Here is a 20,892-nt window from a genome sequence, read left to right as displayed (position 1 = left end):
AGACGTCTGGATAGACAAAATTTACTTTGCGCGATAATGCTTTCATAATAGCTCTTTTCTGACCTAGCTAAGTGAGTACCGTGTTGCAACGCCCGTTATTACAGGTTCAAAATTTATCGCACCAGCTTGGCGAACATCGGGTACTTGAACGCCTTAGTTTCTCGCTTGAGCAAGGGGAGTTTGTGGGCCTGTTGGGACCTAACGGGGCTGGGAAATCCTCACTGCTGCGCTGCATTTATCGTTATTACCGCACTTCGGCTGAGACTATTGCCCTTAATGGCGAGTGCTTACAGGCTCTGCCACAGCGCACATTGGCACAAAACGTAGCCGTGGTGCTGCAACAGCCAGAAAGCGATATGTCACTCACTGTTTATGAGGTGGTGACTCTTGGCTTATTGCCCCAAGGGGGCATGTGGCGTGCATTAACGCAGGAGCAAAAGCAGCGAGTCCATCAGGCTTTGGTGGATGTGGGGCTGTGTAACTTGCAGCATAAACCTTTAGCGCAGTTATCGGGAGGAGAGCAGCAACGCGCTCATATTGCTCGGGCCTTGGTGCAGCAGCCTCAGTTACTGATCATGGATGAGCCCACCAGCCATTTAGATATTAAATATCAAATAGAATTGATGGAGCTGGTGCGTTCGTTAAAGCTAACGGTGTTGGCGTCATTTCATGACCTTAACTTGGCCTGTGCGCTGTGTGACCGATTGTTGATTCTTAAGCACGGTCAACTGGTTGCGGATGGTACGCCAAAAAAGGTGGTGACCGAGCAACTGCTCAGTGATGTTTTTGGCGTTTGCGCAAAAGTCAGTGGTCATCCGCAGCAGCCCGATAAGTGGCCGCTGGTACAATATTTTTACGGCTATCAAAGGCATCAGCATGACGGTTAAATATATTTTATCCCTGATTGCAGTACTTTTGGTTTTTGTGCTTAGTGGGTTGTTTGCACTTAAGCAAGGCGCCGTGAGTTTAAGTTGGCCGCAACTGTTAGCTGTACTCAGTGGCGAGGACAGTGAGTCGCTGTGGCAGCAAATTATTTGGCAATTGCGCAGCACTCGTATTGGCATTGCCTTTCTAGCGGGTGGTGGATTGGCGTTGGCGGGGGGGATTTTACAAACGGTCACACGCAACCCGTTAGCGGATCCTTACTTGTTTGGTATCTCCTCGGGGGCAGCTCTGGGCGTGGTCGTGACCATGGTGCTTTTTGGGGTTAGTGCCCCTGTGCTGCTGAGCCTCAGTGCCTTTGCAGGCGCCATGCTGGCCGTGGTGTTGTTGCTGATGGTGGCCTACAGTGTTCGCTATATGCAAAACTCCATCTTGGTGTTGGCAGGGGTGGCCTTATCTTTTGGTTTCAGTGCACTGACCAGCTTGTTGCTGTATTTTGGCGAGCCCCAGGCTGTGAGCGCGGTGGTATTTTGGACTTTGGGCAGCTTTTCCGGTGCTTCCATGGCCATGTTGCTACCGGTGAGTGTGCTTATGGGCGTCAGCCTCGCAATTGTATGGCTGTTACGGGCGCCATTAAATGCCCTGCTGCTTGGGGATGAGAGTGCCCATACCCTAGGTATTCATGTGCAGCGACTACGTTTAGCTATGCTGCTATTAAGTGCGCTGATCACTGCAGTGCTTGTGAGTGTGTGCGGTGGTATAGGTTTTGTCGGGCTGATGATCCCCCATTTGGTGCGAATAATCGCTCCTCGTGCAGGTAGTTATTTATATCCCGCGAGCTTTTTTAGCGGCGGGCTATTTATGGTGTGGGTAGATTTGGCCGCACGCACAGTGTTAGATAATCAAGAACTGCCAGTTGGGGTGATCACCTCAGCTATCGGAAGCATATTCTTTTTACTGTTATTATTTTCCCGTTATCGCACACAATAAAAAAAAGCCCCGCTCTGCGGGGCTTTTATGCATTAACTTAATGATGTTGCGGTTATTTCAGTTGCTTGGCTTGTCGGCGAATAGCCACTAACGCAAGTAACAGAACTAGCCAAGCTAGAGTGCCGCTATCACTTTTCTTAGCTGGAGGTTTGGGTTTACCAGGCTCTGGCGGAGTGACCTTTTGTGCCACTTCGATATTAAGCTCTCCCTCTGTGGTGGCTCCGAGTTCGTCGCTTAGGGTATAGCGTACTAACGCATTACCGCTAAAGCCATCAGCGGCGCTAAAGCTTAATGAGAAGTCACTGTTAATTACTACCTCCCCATGTTCGCTGCTTGCTTGGGTTACCGTTAACGCTTGTCCTTCTGGGTCGCTATCGTTGGCGAGTACATCCACTGTAACCGTGCCTTGGTAGGCAACCGATGCGCTATCAGCAACTGCAACCGGCGCTTGGTTAGCGACAATGTTAATACTTACCTCGGCACTGTGGCTATTGCCAGCAGCGTCGCGAATGCTGTAGATCAAACGGTCGTTACCAATGAACTGGCTAGGTGTTTGGTATTGAATTTTGCCATCAATAATACTGGCATCACCCAGCTCCGCCTCCACGCCAGTAAGCATGATTTCATCACTCTCGGCATCAGTATCATTACTTAGCACATCGAGCATCGGCATGGCGTTCTCTGCTACCGTATACACATCGTCGTTTGCGACCGGTGGCTGGTTGGCATCAAGAGCTATAGCCACTACACCAGGGTCAACAATGCTGCCATTGATGATGCCATCAGCATCGTTGGCGCCGCCATCTGTCAATGTTAATTGTACGCACCAGTGACCGGCTGTCAGCCCGGGTTGCCAAAGCTCACTGCCTGGTGCTGGGCAGTAACCTTTACTACCTAACGCTGAAGCAACAGCGTCATCGCCTTGGGTATGCAAATCTTGCCATTGGTCATTGATATACTTGCGATAGAGTGCATTTTGCGGCAGTGGCTGACGCTGCGGAAGTACAAAATCAACGGCAGCACCAGGCACCGGTAGGGCACTGACTACAACACCGTAAAGTGTGCCAACATGACGTGTGTCTTCATCACTTGCGACCTGCTCTGGCATCAGCTCAGCACCTGCACTCGCAGCATCAGCAAATATGCTGGTTTGCAGACAGTTGCCATATTCAGTCTCGACGATAAAGTTGTCTTCTTGCGCTGGTGTCGCTGCAAGTAAGTGACATACGCCGATGGCGTCCAAATAATCAGCAACGCCGTCACCGTCACTATCACGGTAACCTTCACTAGCATCAGGGATCAGATCGCCGTCACTATCATTATCGCTCAAAGGCGGTAGCATACTGCGCACATCTAACTGTAGTTTGACACTTTGACTGGCCGCTGGAGTGCCACTATCAGTGACTTCGAGACTGACATTATAGATACCCGGAGTTAGATCACTGGCCTCGATAATAGCGCGTTCACTACTCGATTGGTTTAAAGGTAGTGCCGGGTTTATTTGCCACTGATAAGTATGAGAGTCATTGATATTCGCATCGGTTACTTGGGCTATAAGCTCAATATCCTGGTCGGCAACAAATAACGTCATCGCTTGCGCATTTTGCTGTGCAGTTACCTTCACTTGTGGGGCAAGGTTACGCTGTGTAATCGTTACCTGGTGCTGCCACGTTGGGCCTCTATTGATACTTTCGTCCAGTGTTATCGTGATGGTTTCATCCTCTTCATCAAGGGCATCAGCGAATACATCAAAGTTGATCGTTGCTTGCTCAGAGGTGAAGCGTAGTTCTGCATTGGTAAGTGAATGGTCATCACTGCTGCTACTGCCACTGACGGTAAAAGGCACAATAAGTGGATAGCTTGGCGCAGGGCCATTTAAGTAAGCGGTAATGCTATGACTACGTCCCTCAGTGATAATACTTTGTGCACTCAAGCTTACCTGTGGGTTGACCTCCACACGCTGTGATTGCAAGGCACTGCGACCTTGATCATCTGTAGCTTGCCAGTAAATTTTATGCACGCCTGGTTTGAAATACACCGGATTATCTAGGATTCTAACCGCAATGGCTTTACCCGTTGCATCGACAGCAGTGGCAACACCAAGATTTACTTTCGTGTACAAGCCTGTGGCATCAACACTGACATCCGCAGGCAGTGAGAGTACCGGGATATCGTCGGCCATAGGGCCATCAAGGGAGAACCTGACCGTTGCTGTATCCGCTAAACCTTGCTCGTCGGCGATGCGGTAGCGCAGTGTCGTGGTTTCATTAAGACCACCCGGAGGCGTATATAGCAGCGCGCCATTGTCGATAGCGACATCACCTAATTCTGCACTAGCTGTTGTTATGCGTAAGGTATCACCTTGATCTGGATCGCTGTCATTGCTAAGTACCTCAAGAATGTATGTGCCGCTGTCATTGCGCGTAAGGCTCACAGTATCATCATTGGCTATTGGTTTGTCATTGACTCCGGTGACAGTAATTTCAATAGCGACAGGTTCACTTTGTAAGTCACCGTCACTTGCTATCAAAGTTGCACTATCAGTGCCTTGAAAGTCAGTATTCGGTGTGTAAGTGAGGCTTAAGCCATTGATGAGTAGCTCACCCTGCACAGGCGCTGAAACGACTGTAATAGTGACTTGTTCTGCCTGTTCATCGTCTACTTCTAGGGTCACCGTTTTTGACGTATCTTCTTCAACACTGAACGTGCGAGTGATAATACGTGGGGCCTGGTTAGCCTCAGTGACTTCGATAGCAAACGCCGGGAGTTGCGCACTCAAGTCGCCGTCACTGACGGTAATTTGAATATTGCTAACGGTGCCAACATCGCTCTCACTGGGTGTACCTTGCAGTTGCCCTGTTGCGGTATCGAAGGTCGTCCAGCTAGGCTGATTGACGATCGAAAAGGTGAGGGCATCATCATCGGGATCTGATGCAGTTGGGGTGAAGCTATAGCTCTGCCCAGATTTTATAGTTGTTGCTGGTGTACCACTAATAATAGGGGCTTGGTTAGACGCTATTACCGAAATAGAAAATGCGGGCAAAGAATCTGTGGCTGAGCCATCTGAGACAGAAATAATGATATTTTCATAGTTACCAATATCATCCTCTTTAGGTAACCCTCTTAATTGCCCGCTATTGGAGTTAAACGTAGCCCATGCAGGTAAGTTTATTACACTAAATGTAAGCGCGTCGCCATCATTATCAGATGCTGTTGGGGTGAATAAATATACATCATCCACTACAGCAGTGCCGGCAGGTGTACCAGAGATAACCGGTGTATCATTGGGTGGATTGTCACGTGTAATAGTGGCTACATCAACGTATGTGGAGATATTGCCCGCAGCATCAAGTGCAGCTACCACAAAGTTATTATCGCCCAGTGTCAGCGGTGCCGACAGCGACCACGCATTCCCAGATACTGCAGATGAAGCCAGTACACTGGTTGAATCAGCAGTACCATCATCATTAGCATCAGCGTAAAGCGCGACATTGACACCGTTCTCGCTATGCGTACCAGCTACTGCTAATTGTGTGCTGGTGGTGCTCTCAGGTGCGCTTGGGGTGGTTACAGTTGGGCTTACTGGAGCTGTGGTATCGATCACCAACGCTTTATTAGCGCCCAAACTACCCGCTGCGCCAGGAGTCGCTAAGGTTAAGCTTGCGTTATTTCCGGCGCTATCACTCACCTGAGCCCCGTTGAGTGCCAACGCAGAAGTTGTTGTGTAATCAAGGTCGGCACTGGTATCACCAGCTTGCACCGTATAGGTGAACATTAAGGTATTTGTGCCGGAGCCAGAACTGTAAGCAATCGTTCTATCTGTGGCACCGGTTTCCAGTGTTAGACTAGGTACTCCGCCAGTGACATTAATGGCTTCGCTAAAGGTGACTCCGATATTAATTACTTCGCCAGCGCCGTAAGCGCCATCACTTGTTGTTGCACTGACTGAGGTAACGGTCGGGGCTATGCTATCTACTAATACTCCAGATAAAGCGCCAACGTTATTCAAAGTCACGTCTAAGGCATTACCTGCATTATCATTGATAGTTCCCCCTGCTAGGGTAAGTGCGGTTAAGCCAATACCGTTAGTATCTTCAAGTCCGGCTGCTAGGGCGGCAGTTCTAAAGTTCAACGCAGCTGTTCCTGAGCCGGACAGGTAATTTGCAGTGACAGTTGAACCACCGATATCAATAGTTAAGCTTGGCGTCCCGCCAGCTGTATTGACAGTTAAGTTTTCATTACTATTTAGAGTGAAGTCTAAAGTATCACCTGTTTTATATGTGCCATCAGCAGGAACAGATATACTGGAGATTTGTGGTGCAACTACATCTACATTATGTGTTTCGCCGGAATTAAACGCAGGTACATAGCCATTGTTATTATTGCCGTTGCCAGAGTCATCAACGATGTCGGTATTGGCATTTAAATCGAGACGGATGCTGCCGGTACCAGCGATGTTGTTGACGGTGATGTTGACGCTCGAGCCACTGGATGCAGACACTGAAGCTATGTCACCACTTGCGGTCCCAGACACCGTCGTGAGTGTGAAATCATCGGTGCTGATATTATTGGCATTTTTACTGAAAGTGATGGTGTAGGTGATACTACTATCATTTGCAGCGGGAGTTCCCGCAAGGGCAATACTTGTCACACTTGGAGGAACATTATCTGCAGCGGTCAACTGAGCACTGTCGGCTGCGGTCAATGCGCCAGATGATGCTCGCAAGTTGAACGATTCAGCAGAGGCCCCGGAGAGAGTATAATTTAGGGCTAAATTGGTAAAGGTTGCCATCCCTGAAGAGGGGGTAACTGTTACGGTCGCGCCATTGCCATCGTTGTCACCTGTGGCTGTCATGGTCACACTGCCAGCGCCATTAACCTCAGCTAATAGTATGTCGGTGCTGTAGCCAGTGTCGACAACGCCTGCAGCATCCACCGCTGATACTTGTGGCACGGTCGTGAAGCTAGTGCTCTGTCCAGCCGGAATGGCTGTTGGCGCTGGTTCTGTATCAAAGCGCAAACGTGTGGCAACCACATCAGAGGTAATGCTATTAGCGTCGACACTGACAAAATCTGCACCTGTCGCCTCATCATCAGCGGTTAACGTGAAGCTTTGTTGGTCGGCAGTGGCGGTGTAAATCAAGTTACTAAAGCTTGCAACCCCTTGGGTTGCGCTCACACTGGCATTGCTGAGTGAGCCTGCTGAGGCCTCAGTCAAGGTCACTATTTCGGTAAAGTCTTTATCGGTATTACCAAAATCATCTACGGCTCTTACTTCTGGGGTGGTTGAGAGTACGTTGCCAGAGATACTGCCCGAAGGTTGGGTTCTAAAATAAAGCCCTGTGGCGGTGATATCTAATACCGAGCCGGTACCATTATCTACCAGGGTAGTGGTGCCCATTGTTGTCCCGGAAGACTCAATAACATTGCTTGAGCCATTAACGCTTAGTCTAAAAGTGCGTTTATCCACCATGTTGGTGTTTACATGGTAGTAGGCATTGATTACATAATCCTCTTGGGTGCCATCGGCAATGCTGATGTTTAACCCTGAGAAGGTCAACGTACCGGCAATATAATTACCGACGATGTTATTGGCATCAGGGCCGTTGAGGCGCCAAGTGGTACTGCTACGCTCGTACTCTGTGGCTGTACCATTAACCTGTACTTGAATGCTTGATATATTCATTGGTAGGTTATCGCCACCGCCATCAACAAGCGTAAAATCCAACACATCTACGGCTGTTGCCGGGCTGTTCGAGGTTGTCGGCCTCAACACCGGCTCACTGACACCCGCAGCAGGGATGAGATCGCCGTTATTCAGCGGCGCTTGCACAGTGACGCTGACATCTTGGTTTGTTGAAGTACCGCCATCACCATCACTGACGGTAACGCGCACTGTGCGCGTACCTGTAGTTGGGTTGGCGGTATCGATATTTTCAAAACTGATCTGTTGTAACAGGGTTTGTACTCGCGCCGCTGTGGCGTCAGTGTTGAGGTTGACGACAAAGTCGTTCCCCACAGCAATATTATTCAATAAGGTACCAATTATGGTACCAGACACGGACACATTACTCCCTGCTGTGGTGCCCGCTAGGGCTACCGTGCCTGAGGTATCTACAGAAAGTAAATCCTCAGCGCTATCTTTTCCTGAAACGATCGTAACCGTTAAAGCGCCACCGTTGAAGTTAGCGCTGTCGCCATCAGTTATGGTCGCTGCTGTGCCTTGGTCAAGGAGCGTTTGCGCACCAGGGAACAGGCTGACACTATCGCCATTGAGGTTGCCAATTGACGGGGGAGTGTTGGCAGGTGCTAAATTAGCGAGCACAAGATTATCGATTCTGACACACTCGAGATCACCACCCGCATTGTTTACGATGGTGAGCTTGGACACGCCATTCCAATTTAGGTTCTGTGTTCCGCCAATACCATTTGCTATAGAACCCGTGGTTGCTTGGTCGCCATTATCTGAATAGATTTTGAAGTTTTGGTTAACGCCAGAACAGTTAAACATGTCAATTGAGGTAACATTAAAAGTTTCACCACCAGAGAAGTAAATCTCTCCTTTAGTTTCACTGGTATTACCCCCAAACTCTGGGGAGAAATAAGCATCATGAGATGAGTACACAGCTCCAGTGTAAATTGAGGATGCCCCGCCATCGGTACTTAATTGTATGGTATAACCCGATACTATATATGACTTACTCGCAGCATACCCGGAGGGAAAACCCGACATATTGATAGTTCCGCTATAGGCTAATACATCGGAAAAGTCGGCAAGTGCAATAGCGCTAAAAGGAGTCGCTGTATTTATATCACCATGCTTGATTTCTAACTCCCAGTTACCGCCTTGATCAACATTTCCTGTGTTGTCAATCGACGCGGCGACATCGGCATGGGTGTATGTAGCGATAAGTTGAATAAACTCTGTACCAAGCTCTCCTTTACCAAGGTTACAATTGTAAAAGTGAATATCAGCGTCCGAGCTAAGTTTGTCCCCTAGTTGCTTTAAGTCATCGAGGTAGTTGTGTAATTGTGCCGCTCCTACCTGCTGCTTGCCGACATGAATAAGTCCTTCTGAGCCATGGCTTACCCAATGAATCGCGTTGAGGTTATGATAGCTTTCTAGTTTTCTATTAAGTTGCGCAAAAACAGGACTGCTATCATCGATTTCAATAATATCAACGCCCGGCTTGAGTGCCTTATAAAAGGTTGACTTATCTTTAAGCGTTGCGTCAATCACCATGATTTCATGGATATTCTGTCCACTTACAAGGTTAGGCTCTGCCAAGGTTGAGTTGTTAGTCTGTGCAGAGGGGGCGCCCTGGGTCATTACCAACTCTGAGCTTTCAAATTGCTTTGCTTTTAGTGGTAAATGTGTTGCTGTTGCGCTGCTTGTCTGCAAAGTAACTGACGGTGATGTGCTGCGCGTTGTCTCATTGCGTATATAGCCGCTATAGGCGCCCGCCAAAGAGGGAAGAGCACTTAAGCCCAAGGGCACAAGCATTCCTGCTAGTTTGTTGGCTTTAAATTGAATCATGGTTGTCTCCTTGGCTCGGTGTGGCGCAGATTAAGCTGGCTTGTGTGCCAGTAGTATCTTGCCAAAAGGCCATTTCGCTGTACTTCTTAAATAATTCTGGTGGTAAAATGCTGCGTCTTGGGGTGAACTGTACTTGCTTTTTCACGGTATGGAGGCCTTTCACGCCGATGTTGGCATCGAACTCTCCCTCGTCATATTCCACCTGATTAAAGTCATGGTCGAATGTGGGCAGAGCAAGAAATTGATAAACAAGCTCCATGGAGCGAGCCGGGTGCTGAGTGAGTAAATCGTAATCCAGCAGTAATAAACGCTCTGAAAACTCGCCGTAGTAAGCTTCTTTAAGAGCCGTCCACGCGCTACCTAATGCACCCTGATGGTGGGCCAGAGATTCACAGCGGGTATAGACCGTTTGTCGGCTCTGAGGTGAGTACATACGGCTATAGTCGAAGGGGTTTTTACGGTAAATACACTCGAAACTATCCATCACCCAAGCCGGGTTGCGAACACAACAAATTACTTTGAAATCACCAAATAGTTCTACCAGTTGGTGCATACGCGCAGTCCAAATACGGTTAGTATCAAAGATAACGTCTTTATCTCTGTGCTCACTGTAATAACTGTTGGCTAGGCTTAGGCAAAGGTCACGGCGCTTAGACTCATTAAAAAACGGGGAAAATTCACTCCCAGCGCCTATTTGCTCTAAGCAGCTACTCATAAGTGGGGCAATAGGGCTACTCATGGCGGCATGAAATTGCGGGTTTTGCCTGAGTAAACCAGCTAATAAAGTAGAACCTGAGCGGGGCAGCCCTGAGATAAAGTGATACTGCGGCATGATAAATCCTGTCATTATAAATCAAGGCAATATTAGCTTAATATTGCCTGAATAGTCCTTGTTTTCTGTCAAGTTTAGTTCCTAGATGGGAAAATGCCTACTTCGGCGATAGAGTAATTCACTCCCAAGGTAGGTTGCAGAATATTAAAGCTTCGATCACCACCAGGGCTCATTACAGTAGCCGTGCCGTTTAAAGACACACCCGCTAAGCTAACGTTACTGCCGCTATTCGCGGGAGCATAGATTTTTTCAGGCTGGTCCGCAGGAGAGCTACCGGGCAGAGCGGTTGCTAATATAAAGCCGTCCTGCGGTGATGCAGAAGTGCCCTCTACAGTGGTCGCAGCTAGGGTGCCCGTTACCCCAGACAGTGATGCTGTGGCACTATGCGATGGTAGCTCTACAGGAGTAAGAGTATGGGTTTCCGCGCCCCTGGTATCGCCCATTTTCCAGTTAAACTGGCTTCCTGGGTGATTGCCTTCGCCCACAGCCGTACGCCCACGTAAATCTGGCAAACCATAGGTGGTACGGCCGTCACCACCGTAGTTAGTGCCGAGTAAAGAAAATAACGCGGTGTTTGAACTGATAGACAGGAGCTGCCCAGCACACAGTGCCCAGCCGCGAGGGGCAAAATTAAAGCCAAAAGGTTGAATTTGTCCTAAAAATGCTTCCATTGTGGTATTCCTTATGCTTGCTGTTGTAAGAATTCTGAGTTGTTTAGACGCTCACCGGCATCTAAATGGATAAGGTGCGCAAGACGTTCGCCACTGAGGACGCCAAGATCGCAGGCGAGAATATCCAAACGCACACAGCCATTTTGACTGCTTACCACGAGTCCATGCTCTTGAGATATCATCACCACAGTGCCAGGAGCGACACCGTAATTTGGGTAATCGACAGCCGTGGCTTGAATAACTTCAATATGCATTCCTTTAGCTTTGCATAGCACACGACCAAAATGACCATTGCTTGCTCGCGTAAGCGCATCAATTTGACCCGCACCAAACTGGCTAAAATCAAGGTCAATATGAGGCGGGGGCAGCGCTAATGCCGACACTGAGGTGACATGCTGCTGGCTACTTCCGAGCTCATTAAGAAGAGCGTCTAATGAATGTAAAGCTAAATATGCGAATCGTTGGGTTAGGCTGGCATAGGTGTCTTCAGCGGAAATCATCACGGGCTCTTGCAGTACTACTTGACCACTATCAAGCTGTTCACTCATATGGTGCCAAGTCAGTGCGCTGTGTGTTTCTTGATTACGTATTTGCCAATAGATAGGGTCGCGTCCAGCGTACTCTGGAAGTTTGGAGGCGTGGCAGTTGATGATGCCACGGGGATAATGGCTCAACACGGAAGAAGGTAAGCGATAGCGAAAGCCCATAACCAGCGCTAAGTCTGCCGTAAAATGCGAAAGATGGCTGGGGATCAGGTGGAGCTTTTCTTTACACACAGCTTCAAAAGCAATGTTGTTAGTTGCTAGGGTATTTAACAATAACAAAAGTGCTTCTTTGCCTTGCTGATATTGACTCGGATCTGGGGTTATCACGCCCACCAGTTGCCCCGTTTGCTGTAGTTTCTCAATACAAGGCCAAGCGAACAAGGAGCTGGCGTAGATGACAATGCGTGGCTTAGTCATGGTGATGTACCTTAGTTACTAGGAATCCAGGTAAGCCATTGAGGCAATAATAAAATTTGAGTTCATCGCCTGATTGCGCCACGGTATCATCGGGATGACGGTCTTGAGGTTCAAAGTTAATACAAACAGATAAGTCAGGCAGTGGGTGAGTGATCCCAGATTCATACAAATTCAATGTTTCTCCAGCGAATAGGGAGATATCGGTGTATAAACTAAGGGTTTGCTTATCGGCCTTATCAGGCAGATGAGGAATGCGCAGCGTTGCTCCTTCAATGAGTTGTTGCTGCTCATTAATCTGTTGGGGGTCCATCGCTTTTAAACTGTCAGCGGTTAGGCTCATGATTTGCCCCAGCTCGGTGCGCTCACTGGCAACCTCGGCTTGCAATTGGTGCTGTTCTTGTGGCGTTAAACCGTGCTGCTGCCACTGCTCTACGTATTCCCGTTGAGCCACATTAAGCATGGCATGAATATCTATTCGTTCGGGGATAAGGTAGCCAGTGTGGCTCAGCTGCTTGGCAAAATGGCGAGCAATCGCTAGGTGACCCTCGCGGCTAAAGCCATGCTGCATTGCCTCAACCACCACAAGATCAAATAACATAGGCGCGTTGTACTGGCAGGCATCGCCGCAATATAGCTGGTGCACGTATTCTTGTAGCCCTAACTGGGCAAGTAGGTGATGCAGAGCCTTGATAGCGCCGGGTTGTATATCGATAAAAGTGACGCGCAATCGACGACCATCAATCCCCTGGCTTTGGTAATAACTCAATAAGGGCACTAATAAAGGAGCAAAAGGACCGCAAGCAGGGTAAGCGATATGCAGTTGTCCTTGCTCGTCATCTAAAAGCGCGGTTACCGCTTTATCTATGGCACGCAAATAGCGACTAACACGCAGCGTATCTTTGATAGTATGAATACAATAGTTAGGTGCCATCACCAGTCCATGCTGATGGATAAACTGCTGCCGGCGTTCATTGGCGGTAAGTTCCGCTTGCTCGTATAAAGCGCTAAAGTGTGTAAATAACGAGTTTAACTGCTTACTAACAGCATCTCGGTCAAAACTATGTGGAGTGATAATTTGGCGTGCTGTATCGACGACTAAGGCGTTAAGTGCATCACTCTCTAGGTGGATGGGTGACGTTGTAAGTTGTTGCTTGAGTAAACTTTTTTGTTGTTGGTGTGCAAATAGCCCAGCTACACTGCCATCCATAGCGGAGTCATCGCTACAGCTGGGTGTATGTGGTTGATGTGCAAAAGCGTGCATGACCGAAGTCCCTGTTTTATTACCCTACCACTAGCGTATACTGAGCATGAGTGATTACTCGTTTTTGTAATACAGTGATATATTTCACCTGCTTTTGGCTCAAAAGGGTGTAAACAAGAAGCTGTGTTATAGGTCATAAGCGCCGACGAATAGAGTAACAGACTGAGTATATCGCTCTCTTAGAGGCTGTGTTCAGTAACCCGTACTTGACCATAAAGGTTAAAGCAATCATGGAGTTGTAAATGGCGGATAAAAACGAACAACATAAAAAACGTCAGCAAAAAGTGAAAAGTGAAGTGGATGCACGTATTGCCGAAGCGCAAACTGAACAGGGAGTGTTACAAGTGATCACTGGCAACGGGAAGGGAAAGTCAACGTCTGGCTTTGGTACCGTTGCCCGTTGTGTTGGTCACGGCCAAAAAGCGGCGGTGGTACAATTTATTAAAGGCTTGTGGGAGTGCGGTGAGCGCAACTTATTAGCTCAGGTAGGCGTGCCCTTTGCGGTGATGGAAACAGGCTTTACGTGGGAGACGCAAAACCGTGAAGCGGATACCCAGGCAGCACAACAAACTTGGCAGCAAGCTAAGGTTTATTTACAAGATAGCAGCATCGATTTGGTGTTGCTCGACGAGCTTACCTATATGATCACCTATGATTATTTAGATCTTGATGAGGTGCTCGCTGCACTACAAAACCGCCCACCCATGCAATCAGTGATTATTACTGGGCGAGGTGCTCATCGACGTTTAACTGAACTGGCCGATACCGTCAGTGAGGTTCGTAATGTAAAACATGCGTTTGAGGCCGGCATTAAAGCCCGTGCGGGGTTTGATTACTAATGCGTATCTTGATGTTGCTATTGATGCTGTGTACCAGCCTTAATAGCTATGGCCACAATGAGCAGCGCATTATTGCTCTTGCTCCTCATATTGTGGAAAACCTTTATGCCATTGGCGCCGGCGAACACATCGTCGCGACCGTTGAGCACGCAGACTACCCGCAGGCGGCTCAGGATATCCCCCGTATTGGTGGTTATTATGGCATTCAAATTGAAAAGGTATTGGCACTACAACCAACCTTAGTGGTGGTGTGGCAAAGTGGTAACAAAGCCAAAGACATCGAAGCATTGAAGCGCCTAGGTGTGCCGCTGCTAGTCAGTCAAGTGGAAGGGCCATTAGATATCGCCAAAGAGATCCGTGCGATTGGCGAACTTACCGGCCACGCAATAGAAGCAGAGCAAGTTGCTGCTCAATTTGAGCAGCGCTATCAACGCTTAAAAGAGCAATACCAAAGTGCTTCACAACAGCGTAAAAAAGTGTTTTATCAGTTGTGGCCAAAACCCATGATGACGGTGAATAATAATACGCTGATCGGTAAAGCAATCGAGCTGTGTGGTGGTGACAACGTGTTTGCCGATAGCCGCGCTGATTATCCACAAATCAGTGTTGAAAATGTGCTGCTAAGTGCGCCGGATGTCATTGTTATGGCCGACGAAAAAGGGGCTGATAACAGTGCCATTAATTGGCAGCAATGGACCACGATCCCCGCCGTAAAACATAATCATATCAATAGCATTAATGCTGATTTACTGCACCGTTATAGCTTGCGCCTGCTCGATGGCATCGAGCAGCTCTGTACGGTAGTGAATAATAGTGAACAGCAAGCACATAGTCGCCAACGCGACGCAGTACATTAGGTGCGGGCCTTTAGCGCGAGCTGATAAATGCACATATACTGGGTGTCCTTAGCGATACCCAGTTGATTGGCTATTTTCGTCTTTAACACCGCTCCTGCGCGCTGCGCAATGTTGATGCTGGCGAGGTTGTCTTCCAAGCAGTGAAAGTGTACGAAGTGCACATCTTCTCGCGCCCTCAAGTAGGGAATGATGTAAGCCAAGATACTGTCTATGACTCTGTGTCCCCGCGCTATATTCGCTAACCAGTAACCTAATTCACAGACTTGGGTATGAGGGTCTATATGCTTGATAGCGAATACCCCAGCAAATTCACTATGAAAGTAAATAGCGAACCATTTGGCGCCTGGCAACGGGCTGTTAAGGCGCTGCGTGATGTAGTGTTTGGCACTGGCATTATCAACGATATTGCGCTCCCACGGCATTGAGCGCGATAGATGTTCGCGGCTCTGCTCTACCGCATGGTAGAGCGCTGCTGCATCACTGCCATGCAGTAAGTCTAGGGTGATAGCAGAACTTACTACTATTGCTGTCGAGCTGTTGCCAATCATGGAGAGCATGGCCCTTCGTGTAAATAGCTATTATGCCATTTACCGCTTAGAAACTGAACTAAAAACTCCGTTATTACAAGCTGTTATAAATACTTCTTGAAAACAACTTGGGGAGCAGTTTTTAAATCGTATATACTGTATAAATAAACAGTATTTTGGGTGGTGGTTATGAATTCAACATTAGCCTCAATGCAGCATCAAGGGTTAATTTTCAATGCAAAAGCACAGAGCGAACAGGCAGAGTTGTGCCCGTTAACATACACACCAACAGGGTTTTCTGAGCTTGATGCTTTATTGCAAGGCGGTTGGCCTGATGCTGGGGTGATCAGTGTTTTTAGCCAGCCGGCAATCGGTGAATTTAGGTTACTGCAAGCGCTACTAAGCGCGCAGCAATCGGGTTTAATTATCCTTATTAACCCCCCGGCAGAACCTTGTGCCCATTGGCTTGCCCAGTTGCAGATAGCCAGCGAGCGCGTCGTTATTTTACGACCAAAAAGTGACAGTGAGGCGCTGTGGGCGGCAGAGCAATGTGCTCGTAGCAGCAGTTGTGCCTTAATATGGTTATGGCAGGAAGGCCTATCCTTTACCCAAGTTCGGCGTTTTAACTTAGCCTGTCAGCAATCGCAAGCGGTGCTGGTCTTGCTCAGTTATAGCACCCAGCCTTGCTCACTGCCGGTACAGCTGAGTGTGCATATCTCGCCCTCTGACTGCGGTTTAACCGTGCGCTTATTGCGCCAACAAGGGCGTTTTGCCAGTGGCGAAGTACACCTAAGGCGCACTCAGCTATGGCCTTTTTTACATTACAGCGACCTTCATCAGGCTTTCAAGGGAGGCGATAATGAGCCGTTACAGCATGTTGAGGTAGGCTGATGTTCTTGGCTGTGCACTTTTGTGATTTGCAATTGCAATGTCGGGCACTGACTGAGCCGGCTATTTTAGTGTGCAAAGATAAGGTGGTGCAAAGTAACCCGCCAGCGCAACAGGCCGGCATTAAGCCGGGGATGGGGCTCGCTAGTGCGGCGGCCCTGTGCAATACATTGGCTGTGTTTGCCTATGATGAACAGCTTGAGCGCCAGCTATTACAACAAATAGCGCAGCATTGTTACCAGCGTACTGGCGATATTATTCTATGTGGGAGTGACTGCTTAATTTTTGCGACCTACAGTATGCGGATGCTCTATCCTGATATTGAGCAGCTATTTGAGGCGCTGCAAGGGGTATTTAGGCAGTGGTTGCAACACTATCGCTATGGTTGTGCACCGAGTATCGAAGCGGCGGAAGTGTTAGCGCGTGCGGGCACTGAGATGATCACTGACAGCCCCGCTACGGCACAGCACCGCTTGGAACAGTTGCCAGTGAGTGCGTTGCGTATAAGTAGCCAATACCACCATCAATTGGCGCGCTTAGGCCTGGATACGATTGGGCAGCTATTAGCGCTGCCTAAGGCCGAGCTACGCCAACGCTTTCCCTATGAATTATTGGACTACATAACTCGTTTGCAGGGGCAGCTAGGGCATGTGCGTTTACCAAAAAAAGGGCGCTACTATCGCTTTTACCAACCTAGTCAGTACTTTCAGCGCTTGCAAGAGCTGAATTTTGAAATAGACGAGAGCGCGCGTTTACTCCCGGTGATGACCACCCTATGTGAGCATTTATGTGCTTATTTACGGCAAATGCAGTTACACACCCAGAAGCTGCAGTTTAGCTTTTATTTTCGCGAATTACCCACACAGCTGTTTGCAGTTCATAGTGTGGCACCACAAGGGCAGTTAGTGCCTTGGTTAACTTTAGTTCAAGTTAAGCTTGAGACCCTCAGCTTGGATGCCCCCGTTATTGCCGTGCAATTAACATGTGAGCAATTCAGTGATGCTTTAGGTGAAAGCCAAAACTTATTTGATAAGCGCCAGCAAGGGTTGGCAAAACAGCAGTTGCTAGGGGTATTACACGCGCGCTTAGGGGCGCAACATTGTTATCACTTGCATTGCACCAATGCGCATATCCCTGAGTATACGCAAGTGAAGGAAAGCCCTTTACACAGCTATAGCATCTCCAGCTCCAGTAAAAAAACAGCCCCTCTGCGGCCTAATTTTTTACTGGAACCACAAGTGCTTAGCGAGCAGGTTTGTTTATTACGCGGCCCAGAGCGGATACAAAGCCATTGGTGGCAACAGCAATTAATTGAACGTGACTATTACATTGGTGAAAATGCCCAAGGGCAATTATGTTGGTTGTTCAAAGACAAGCATCAGGGTTGGTTTGTACAGGGGTACTTCGCCTAATGAATGCTGTGCAATACAGTGAGCTCTTTTGTCAGAGTAACTTTAGTTTTCTCAGTGGTGCTTCGCACCCCGAAGAGCTGGTGGCGCAAGCATGTGAGCTGGGGTATCAGGCTTTGGCTTTGTGTGATGAATGCTCGGTTGCCGCAGTGGTGCGGGCGCATAGTCATATTAAAGAGCAGCAACTGCCGCTGCGTTTAATCGTGGGTAGCTCTTTTCATTATCAACACTTACATTTTATTGCCTTGTGCCCAACCAAAAAAGCCTACAGCCAGCTATGCCGGGTGATCACTAACGCCCGTCGGCGCACTGCCAAAGGTCATTATCAGCTCAGTGAGTGGGATTTAAAAACTCTGCAAGGCTGTATACTTATTTGGCTGCCCCAAGGCCAGGTGTTGAGTGAACATGACCTACACTGGGGAAAGTGGCTTAAGCGCCACTATAACAACCACCTTTACATTGGCGTACAGCGTCATCTAAGCAGCTTTGAACCCGAGTATTTGACTTATATCGAGGCCTTAGCGCAACACCATCAGCTAACGACTGTGGCCGTTGGTGGGGCACTGATGCATAGCGCCGAACGTTTGCCGTTGCAGCATGTGCTCAGCGCCATTGCCGCCGGGAAATCGGTCCCCGAGCTAGGCGCGGCCTTACTCACCAACGCGGAGCGCGCACTGCGACCAAAAGCTAAGTTAGCCAAGCTGTTTTCGCCAGCGCAACTCGCAGCAACAGTGCATATTAGCCAAGCCTGTACTTTCAATCTCGATGAGCTCAGCTATCAATACCCACATGAGCTAGTACCTAAGGGATTAAGTGCTAGCGAGCACTTGCGTGCCTTGGTATCCGAAGGCGCGAACAAACGCTTTGGCGGGCCCCCACCGGCACACCTGCAAGCGCAAATAGATAAAGAACTCAAGCTGATTAGCGAGCAACAATATGAGCCCTTTTTTTTAACTATCTACGATATTGTGTGCTTTGCCAAAAGTCGCGATATTCTTTATCAAGGGCGAGGCTCGGCGGCCAACTCCGTGGTGTGCTATTGTTTGGAGATCACGGCGGTAGATCCTCGACAAATCGATGTCTTGTTTGAACGCTTTATTTCCAAGGAGCGCAATGAGCCCCCGGATATTGACGTCGACTTCGAACATCAGCGCCGAGAAGAAGTGTTTCAATATATTTACCGCAAATATGGGCGGCAGCGAGCTGCTTTAGCTGCAACGGTGATCACCTATCGTTTGAAAAGTGCCATTCGTGATGTTGGTAAGGCGTTAGGGTTCAGTGAAACACAACTGGATTACTATATTAAGCAGCTGAATCATCGCCATGGCAGCGAGCAATGGCAGGCGCAACTGATAAAGCTTGGCCTTGACCCGGATGTGGCCATTAACCAACATTTTTTCCGCTTAGTGGATGAAATTCGCGGCTTTCCTCGGCATTTATCCCAGCATGTGGGTGGCTTTGTGATCTCGCAAGGTCCGCTGCATGAGCTAGTGCCAGTGGAAAATGCGGCAATGGCCGAGCGCACCGTGATTCAGTGGGATAAAGATGACCTTGAAAGCCTCGCCTTATTAAAAGTCGATGTACTTGCCTTGGGTATGCTCAGTGCTATTCACCGCTGCTTCAAGTTACTGGCGCAACATTACCAACACCGTATCAGCATTGCCGATATTACCCGCCTCGGCGATGATCCTCAGGTGTTTGCGATGTTACAACGCGCCGATACCGTCGGGGTATTCCAAATTGAATCGCGCGCACAAATGAGTATGTTGCCAAGGCTCAAACCACGGTGTTACTACGACTTAGTGATTCAAATTGCCATTGTACGCCCTGGGCCCATTCAGGGGGATATGGTACACCCGTTTCTAAAACGCCGCGATGGCACAGAGACCATTGCTTACCCCTCTAAAGAAGTTGAGCAAGTCCTTAAGCGCACCTTAGGGGTGCCGATATTTCAAGAGCAAGTGATTAAAATTGCCATGGTCGCTGCAGGCTTCAGTGGTGGTGAAGCCGACCAGCTACGTCGGGCCATGGCTAAATGGAAACGTGATGGCGAGCTAACTCAGTTTAAACGTAAACTCATTACTGGCATGTTAGCGCGCGGGTACGAGCAGCAATTTGCTGAGCGCATCTATCAACAAATTTGTGGTTTTGGCGAATATGGCTTTCCCGAGTCGCATTCGGCGAGCTTTGCGGTGCTGGCCTATGTCTCTGCTTACTTAAAATATTATTACCCGAGTGCGTTTTTCTGTGCCTTAGCAAACAGCTTACCCATGGGCTTTTATTCGTTGGACCAGCTCATGCAGGACGCGCGACGTCACCGGGTTACGGTGTTGCCCGTTGATATCAATACCTCGGTGTGGGAGCACCAGCTGGTACGCCAAGGGCAAAGTTTCGCGATACGATTAGGGCTGCGTTGCGTTAAAGGGTTTCGTCAGCAAAGTGCGCAACAGCTCGTTAAACAACGGCCAATGGCCGGATACCGCAGCGTCAGTGAGCTGTATCGAAGCGGCTTGCGCGAGGTGGAGTTAGAAGCATTGGCGAGCAGCAATGCACTCGCGAGCATAGCTAAAGACCGCTTTAATAGCCGCTGGCAGATTATCGACAAACAACAGCGGTTACCGCTCTTTGGTGAACAGAGCGATGCATTGCCATTAGCACCGCCAAGTAAGTTACAGGATACCCTGGAAGATTATGCCAGTATGGGGGTCAATATGGGCGCGCACCCACTGTGTTATTTACGCGCCGAAGGGGGGTTACAGCACGCAAAAACCGCCCAGCAATTGCGTCTTTGTCGCAGTGGCGCCAGTGTCACCATTGCTGGCTTGGTCACGGGACGGCAATCACCAGGCAGTGCCGCCGGGGTGACATTTCTAACCTTGGAAGATGAAACTGGCAACACCAATGTCGTGGTGTGGCAGGCAACGGCGAAGGCCCAGCAACAAGCCTTTCTAACCGCACGTTTATTGGAAGTGAAAGGGGTAATAGAAAACCACCAAGGGGTGATCCATGTGATTGCTGGGCGGCTTATTGATCATAGTGACAAGTTACCGGCACTGATACTGAAAAGCCGATTTTTTCATTAGAAATAAAAATAAAATAGTGATCTTTTATTTATTTTTATTATGTTTTGGATTTAAAAATATCATTCTTTTAGGGCTGTGAAAAAAATTCAATCCTTGTTTAAATAAGCTCACACATCCTTGATAGGCAAATGCGCGGTTTGCGCGTACAATAACA

13 protein-coding genes are annotated in these 20,892 nt (G+C 48.6%); 7 read left to right on the top strand and 6 right to left on the bottom strand.

Annotation, left to right across the window (positions count from 1 at the left end; genetic code table 11):
- Nucleotides 1–71: 71 nt before the first annotated feature.
- Both PRUTH_RS08900 and PRUTH_RS08895 read left to right on the top strand, forming a co-directional pair.
- On the top strand, nucleotides 72–887 hold the full coding sequence (locus PRUTH_RS08900) for an ABC transporter ATP-binding protein (RefSeq protein ID WP_257220914.1): 816 nt from the start codon (nucleotides 72–74) through the stop codon (nucleotides 885–887).
- On the top strand, nucleotides 877–1,872 hold the full coding sequence (locus PRUTH_RS08895) for a FecCD family ABC transporter permease (RefSeq protein WP_151173097.1): 996 nt from the start codon (nucleotides 877–879) through the stop codon (nucleotides 1,870–1,872). The genes PRUTH_RS08900 and PRUTH_RS08895 overlap by 11 nt, the downstream gene beginning before the upstream one ends.
- 52 nt (nucleotides 1,873–1,924) lie before the next feature.
- Here the strand turns inward: PRUTH_RS08895 and PRUTH_RS08890 are convergent, their stop codons facing one another.
- From PRUTH_RS08890 to PRUTH_RS08870, 5 genes are read right to left on the bottom strand one after another with little or no spacing between them, the layout of a single operon-like run.
- The gene (locus PRUTH_RS08890) at nucleotides 1,925–9,409 is read right to left on the bottom strand and encodes an Ig-like domain-containing protein (RefSeq protein ID WP_151173096.1); all 7,485 of its coding nucleotides are present in this window, start codon (nucleotides 9,407–9,409) and stop codon (nucleotides 1,925–1,927) included.
- Nucleotides 9,396–10,256 (bottom strand): sulfotransferase, encoded by an 861-nt coding sequence (locus PRUTH_RS08885; protein WP_257220913.1) that lies wholly within the window; start codon nucleotides 10,254–10,256, stop codon nucleotides 9,396–9,398. The genes PRUTH_RS08890 and PRUTH_RS08885 overlap by 14 nt, the downstream gene beginning before the upstream one ends.
- Before the next feature lie 59 nt (nucleotides 10,257–10,315).
- Nucleotides 10,316–10,912: a phage tail protein gene (locus PRUTH_RS08880; protein WP_151173095.1), complete on the bottom strand. Its 597-nt coding sequence runs from the start codon at nucleotides 10,910–10,912 to the stop codon at nucleotides 10,316–10,318.
- Nucleotides 10,913–10,923: 11 nt separating this feature from the next.
- A complete protein-coding gene (locus PRUTH_RS08875; protein ID WP_151173094.1) occupies nucleotides 10,924–11,874 on the bottom strand; it encodes a methionyl-tRNA formyltransferase in 951 nt (316 codons plus the stop codon).
- Nucleotides 11,867–13,135: an SAM-dependent methyltransferase gene (locus PRUTH_RS08870; protein WP_022945779.1), complete on the bottom strand. Its 1,269-nt coding sequence runs from the start codon at nucleotides 13,133–13,135 to the stop codon at nucleotides 11,867–11,869. Before PRUTH_RS08870 ends, PRUTH_RS08875 begins: the two co-directional genes overlap by 8 nt.
- Nucleotides 13,136–13,377: 242 nt before the next feature.
- Between PRUTH_RS08870 and cobO the strand changes: the two genes are divergently transcribed.
- Nucleotides 13,378–13,974 (top strand): cob(I)yrinic acid a,c-diamide adenosyltransferase, encoded by a 597-nt coding sequence (gene cobO, locus PRUTH_RS08865; RefSeq protein ID WP_053910531.1) that lies wholly within the window; start codon nucleotides 13,378–13,380, stop codon nucleotides 13,972–13,974.
- Nucleotides 13,974–14,831, top strand: a complete 858-nt coding sequence (locus tag PRUTH_RS08860) for a cobalamin-binding protein (RefSeq protein WP_151173093.1) — start codon at nucleotides 13,974–13,976, stop codon at nucleotides 14,829–14,831. The genes cobO and PRUTH_RS08860 overlap by 1 nt, the downstream gene beginning before the upstream one ends.
- On the opposite strand, the gene PRUTH_RS08855 is transcribed toward PRUTH_RS08860, so the two are convergent.
- The gene (locus tag PRUTH_RS08855) at nucleotides 14,828–15,388 is read right to left on the bottom strand and encodes a GNAT family N-acetyltransferase (protein ID WP_218939677.1); all 561 of its coding nucleotides are present in this window, start codon (nucleotides 15,386–15,388) and stop codon (nucleotides 14,828–14,830) included. The genes PRUTH_RS08860 and PRUTH_RS08855 overlap by 4 nt on opposite strands.
- Before the next feature lie 159 nt (nucleotides 15,389–15,547).
- On the opposite strand from PRUTH_RS08855, the gene PRUTH_RS08850 reads away from it, so the two are divergent.
- Genes PRUTH_RS08850 through PRUTH_RS08840 form a run of 3 tightly spaced genes read left to right on the top strand, consistent with a single transcriptional unit; the run spans nucleotide 15,548 to nucleotide 20,738 of the window.
- A complete protein-coding gene (locus PRUTH_RS08850; RefSeq protein ID WP_151173092.1) occupies nucleotides 15,548–16,249 on the top strand; it encodes a hypothetical protein in 702 nt (233 codons plus the stop codon).
- On the top strand, nucleotides 16,249–17,658 hold the full coding sequence (locus tag PRUTH_RS08845) for a Y-family DNA polymerase (protein WP_151173091.1): 1,410 nt from the start codon (nucleotides 16,249–16,251) through the stop codon (nucleotides 17,656–17,658). The genes PRUTH_RS08850 and PRUTH_RS08845 overlap by 1 nt, the downstream gene beginning before the upstream one ends.
- On the top strand, nucleotides 17,658–20,738 hold the full coding sequence (locus tag PRUTH_RS08840; protein ID WP_218939676.1) for an error-prone DNA polymerase: 3,081 nt from the start codon (nucleotides 17,658–17,660) through the stop codon (nucleotides 20,736–20,738). Before PRUTH_RS08845 ends, PRUTH_RS08840 begins: the two co-directional genes overlap by 1 nt.
- Nucleotides 20,739–20,892: the final 154 nt, after the last annotated feature.

Origin of the sequence: Pseudoalteromonas ruthenica, from assembly GCF_008808095.1 — a bacterium.
GTDB lineage: Bacteria > Pseudomonadota > Gammaproteobacteria > Enterobacterales > Alteromonadaceae > Pseudoalteromonas > Pseudoalteromonas ruthenica.
Note: the sequence above shows the minus strand (reverse complement) of the source record. Positions and strands in the feature narration are given on the sequence as shown.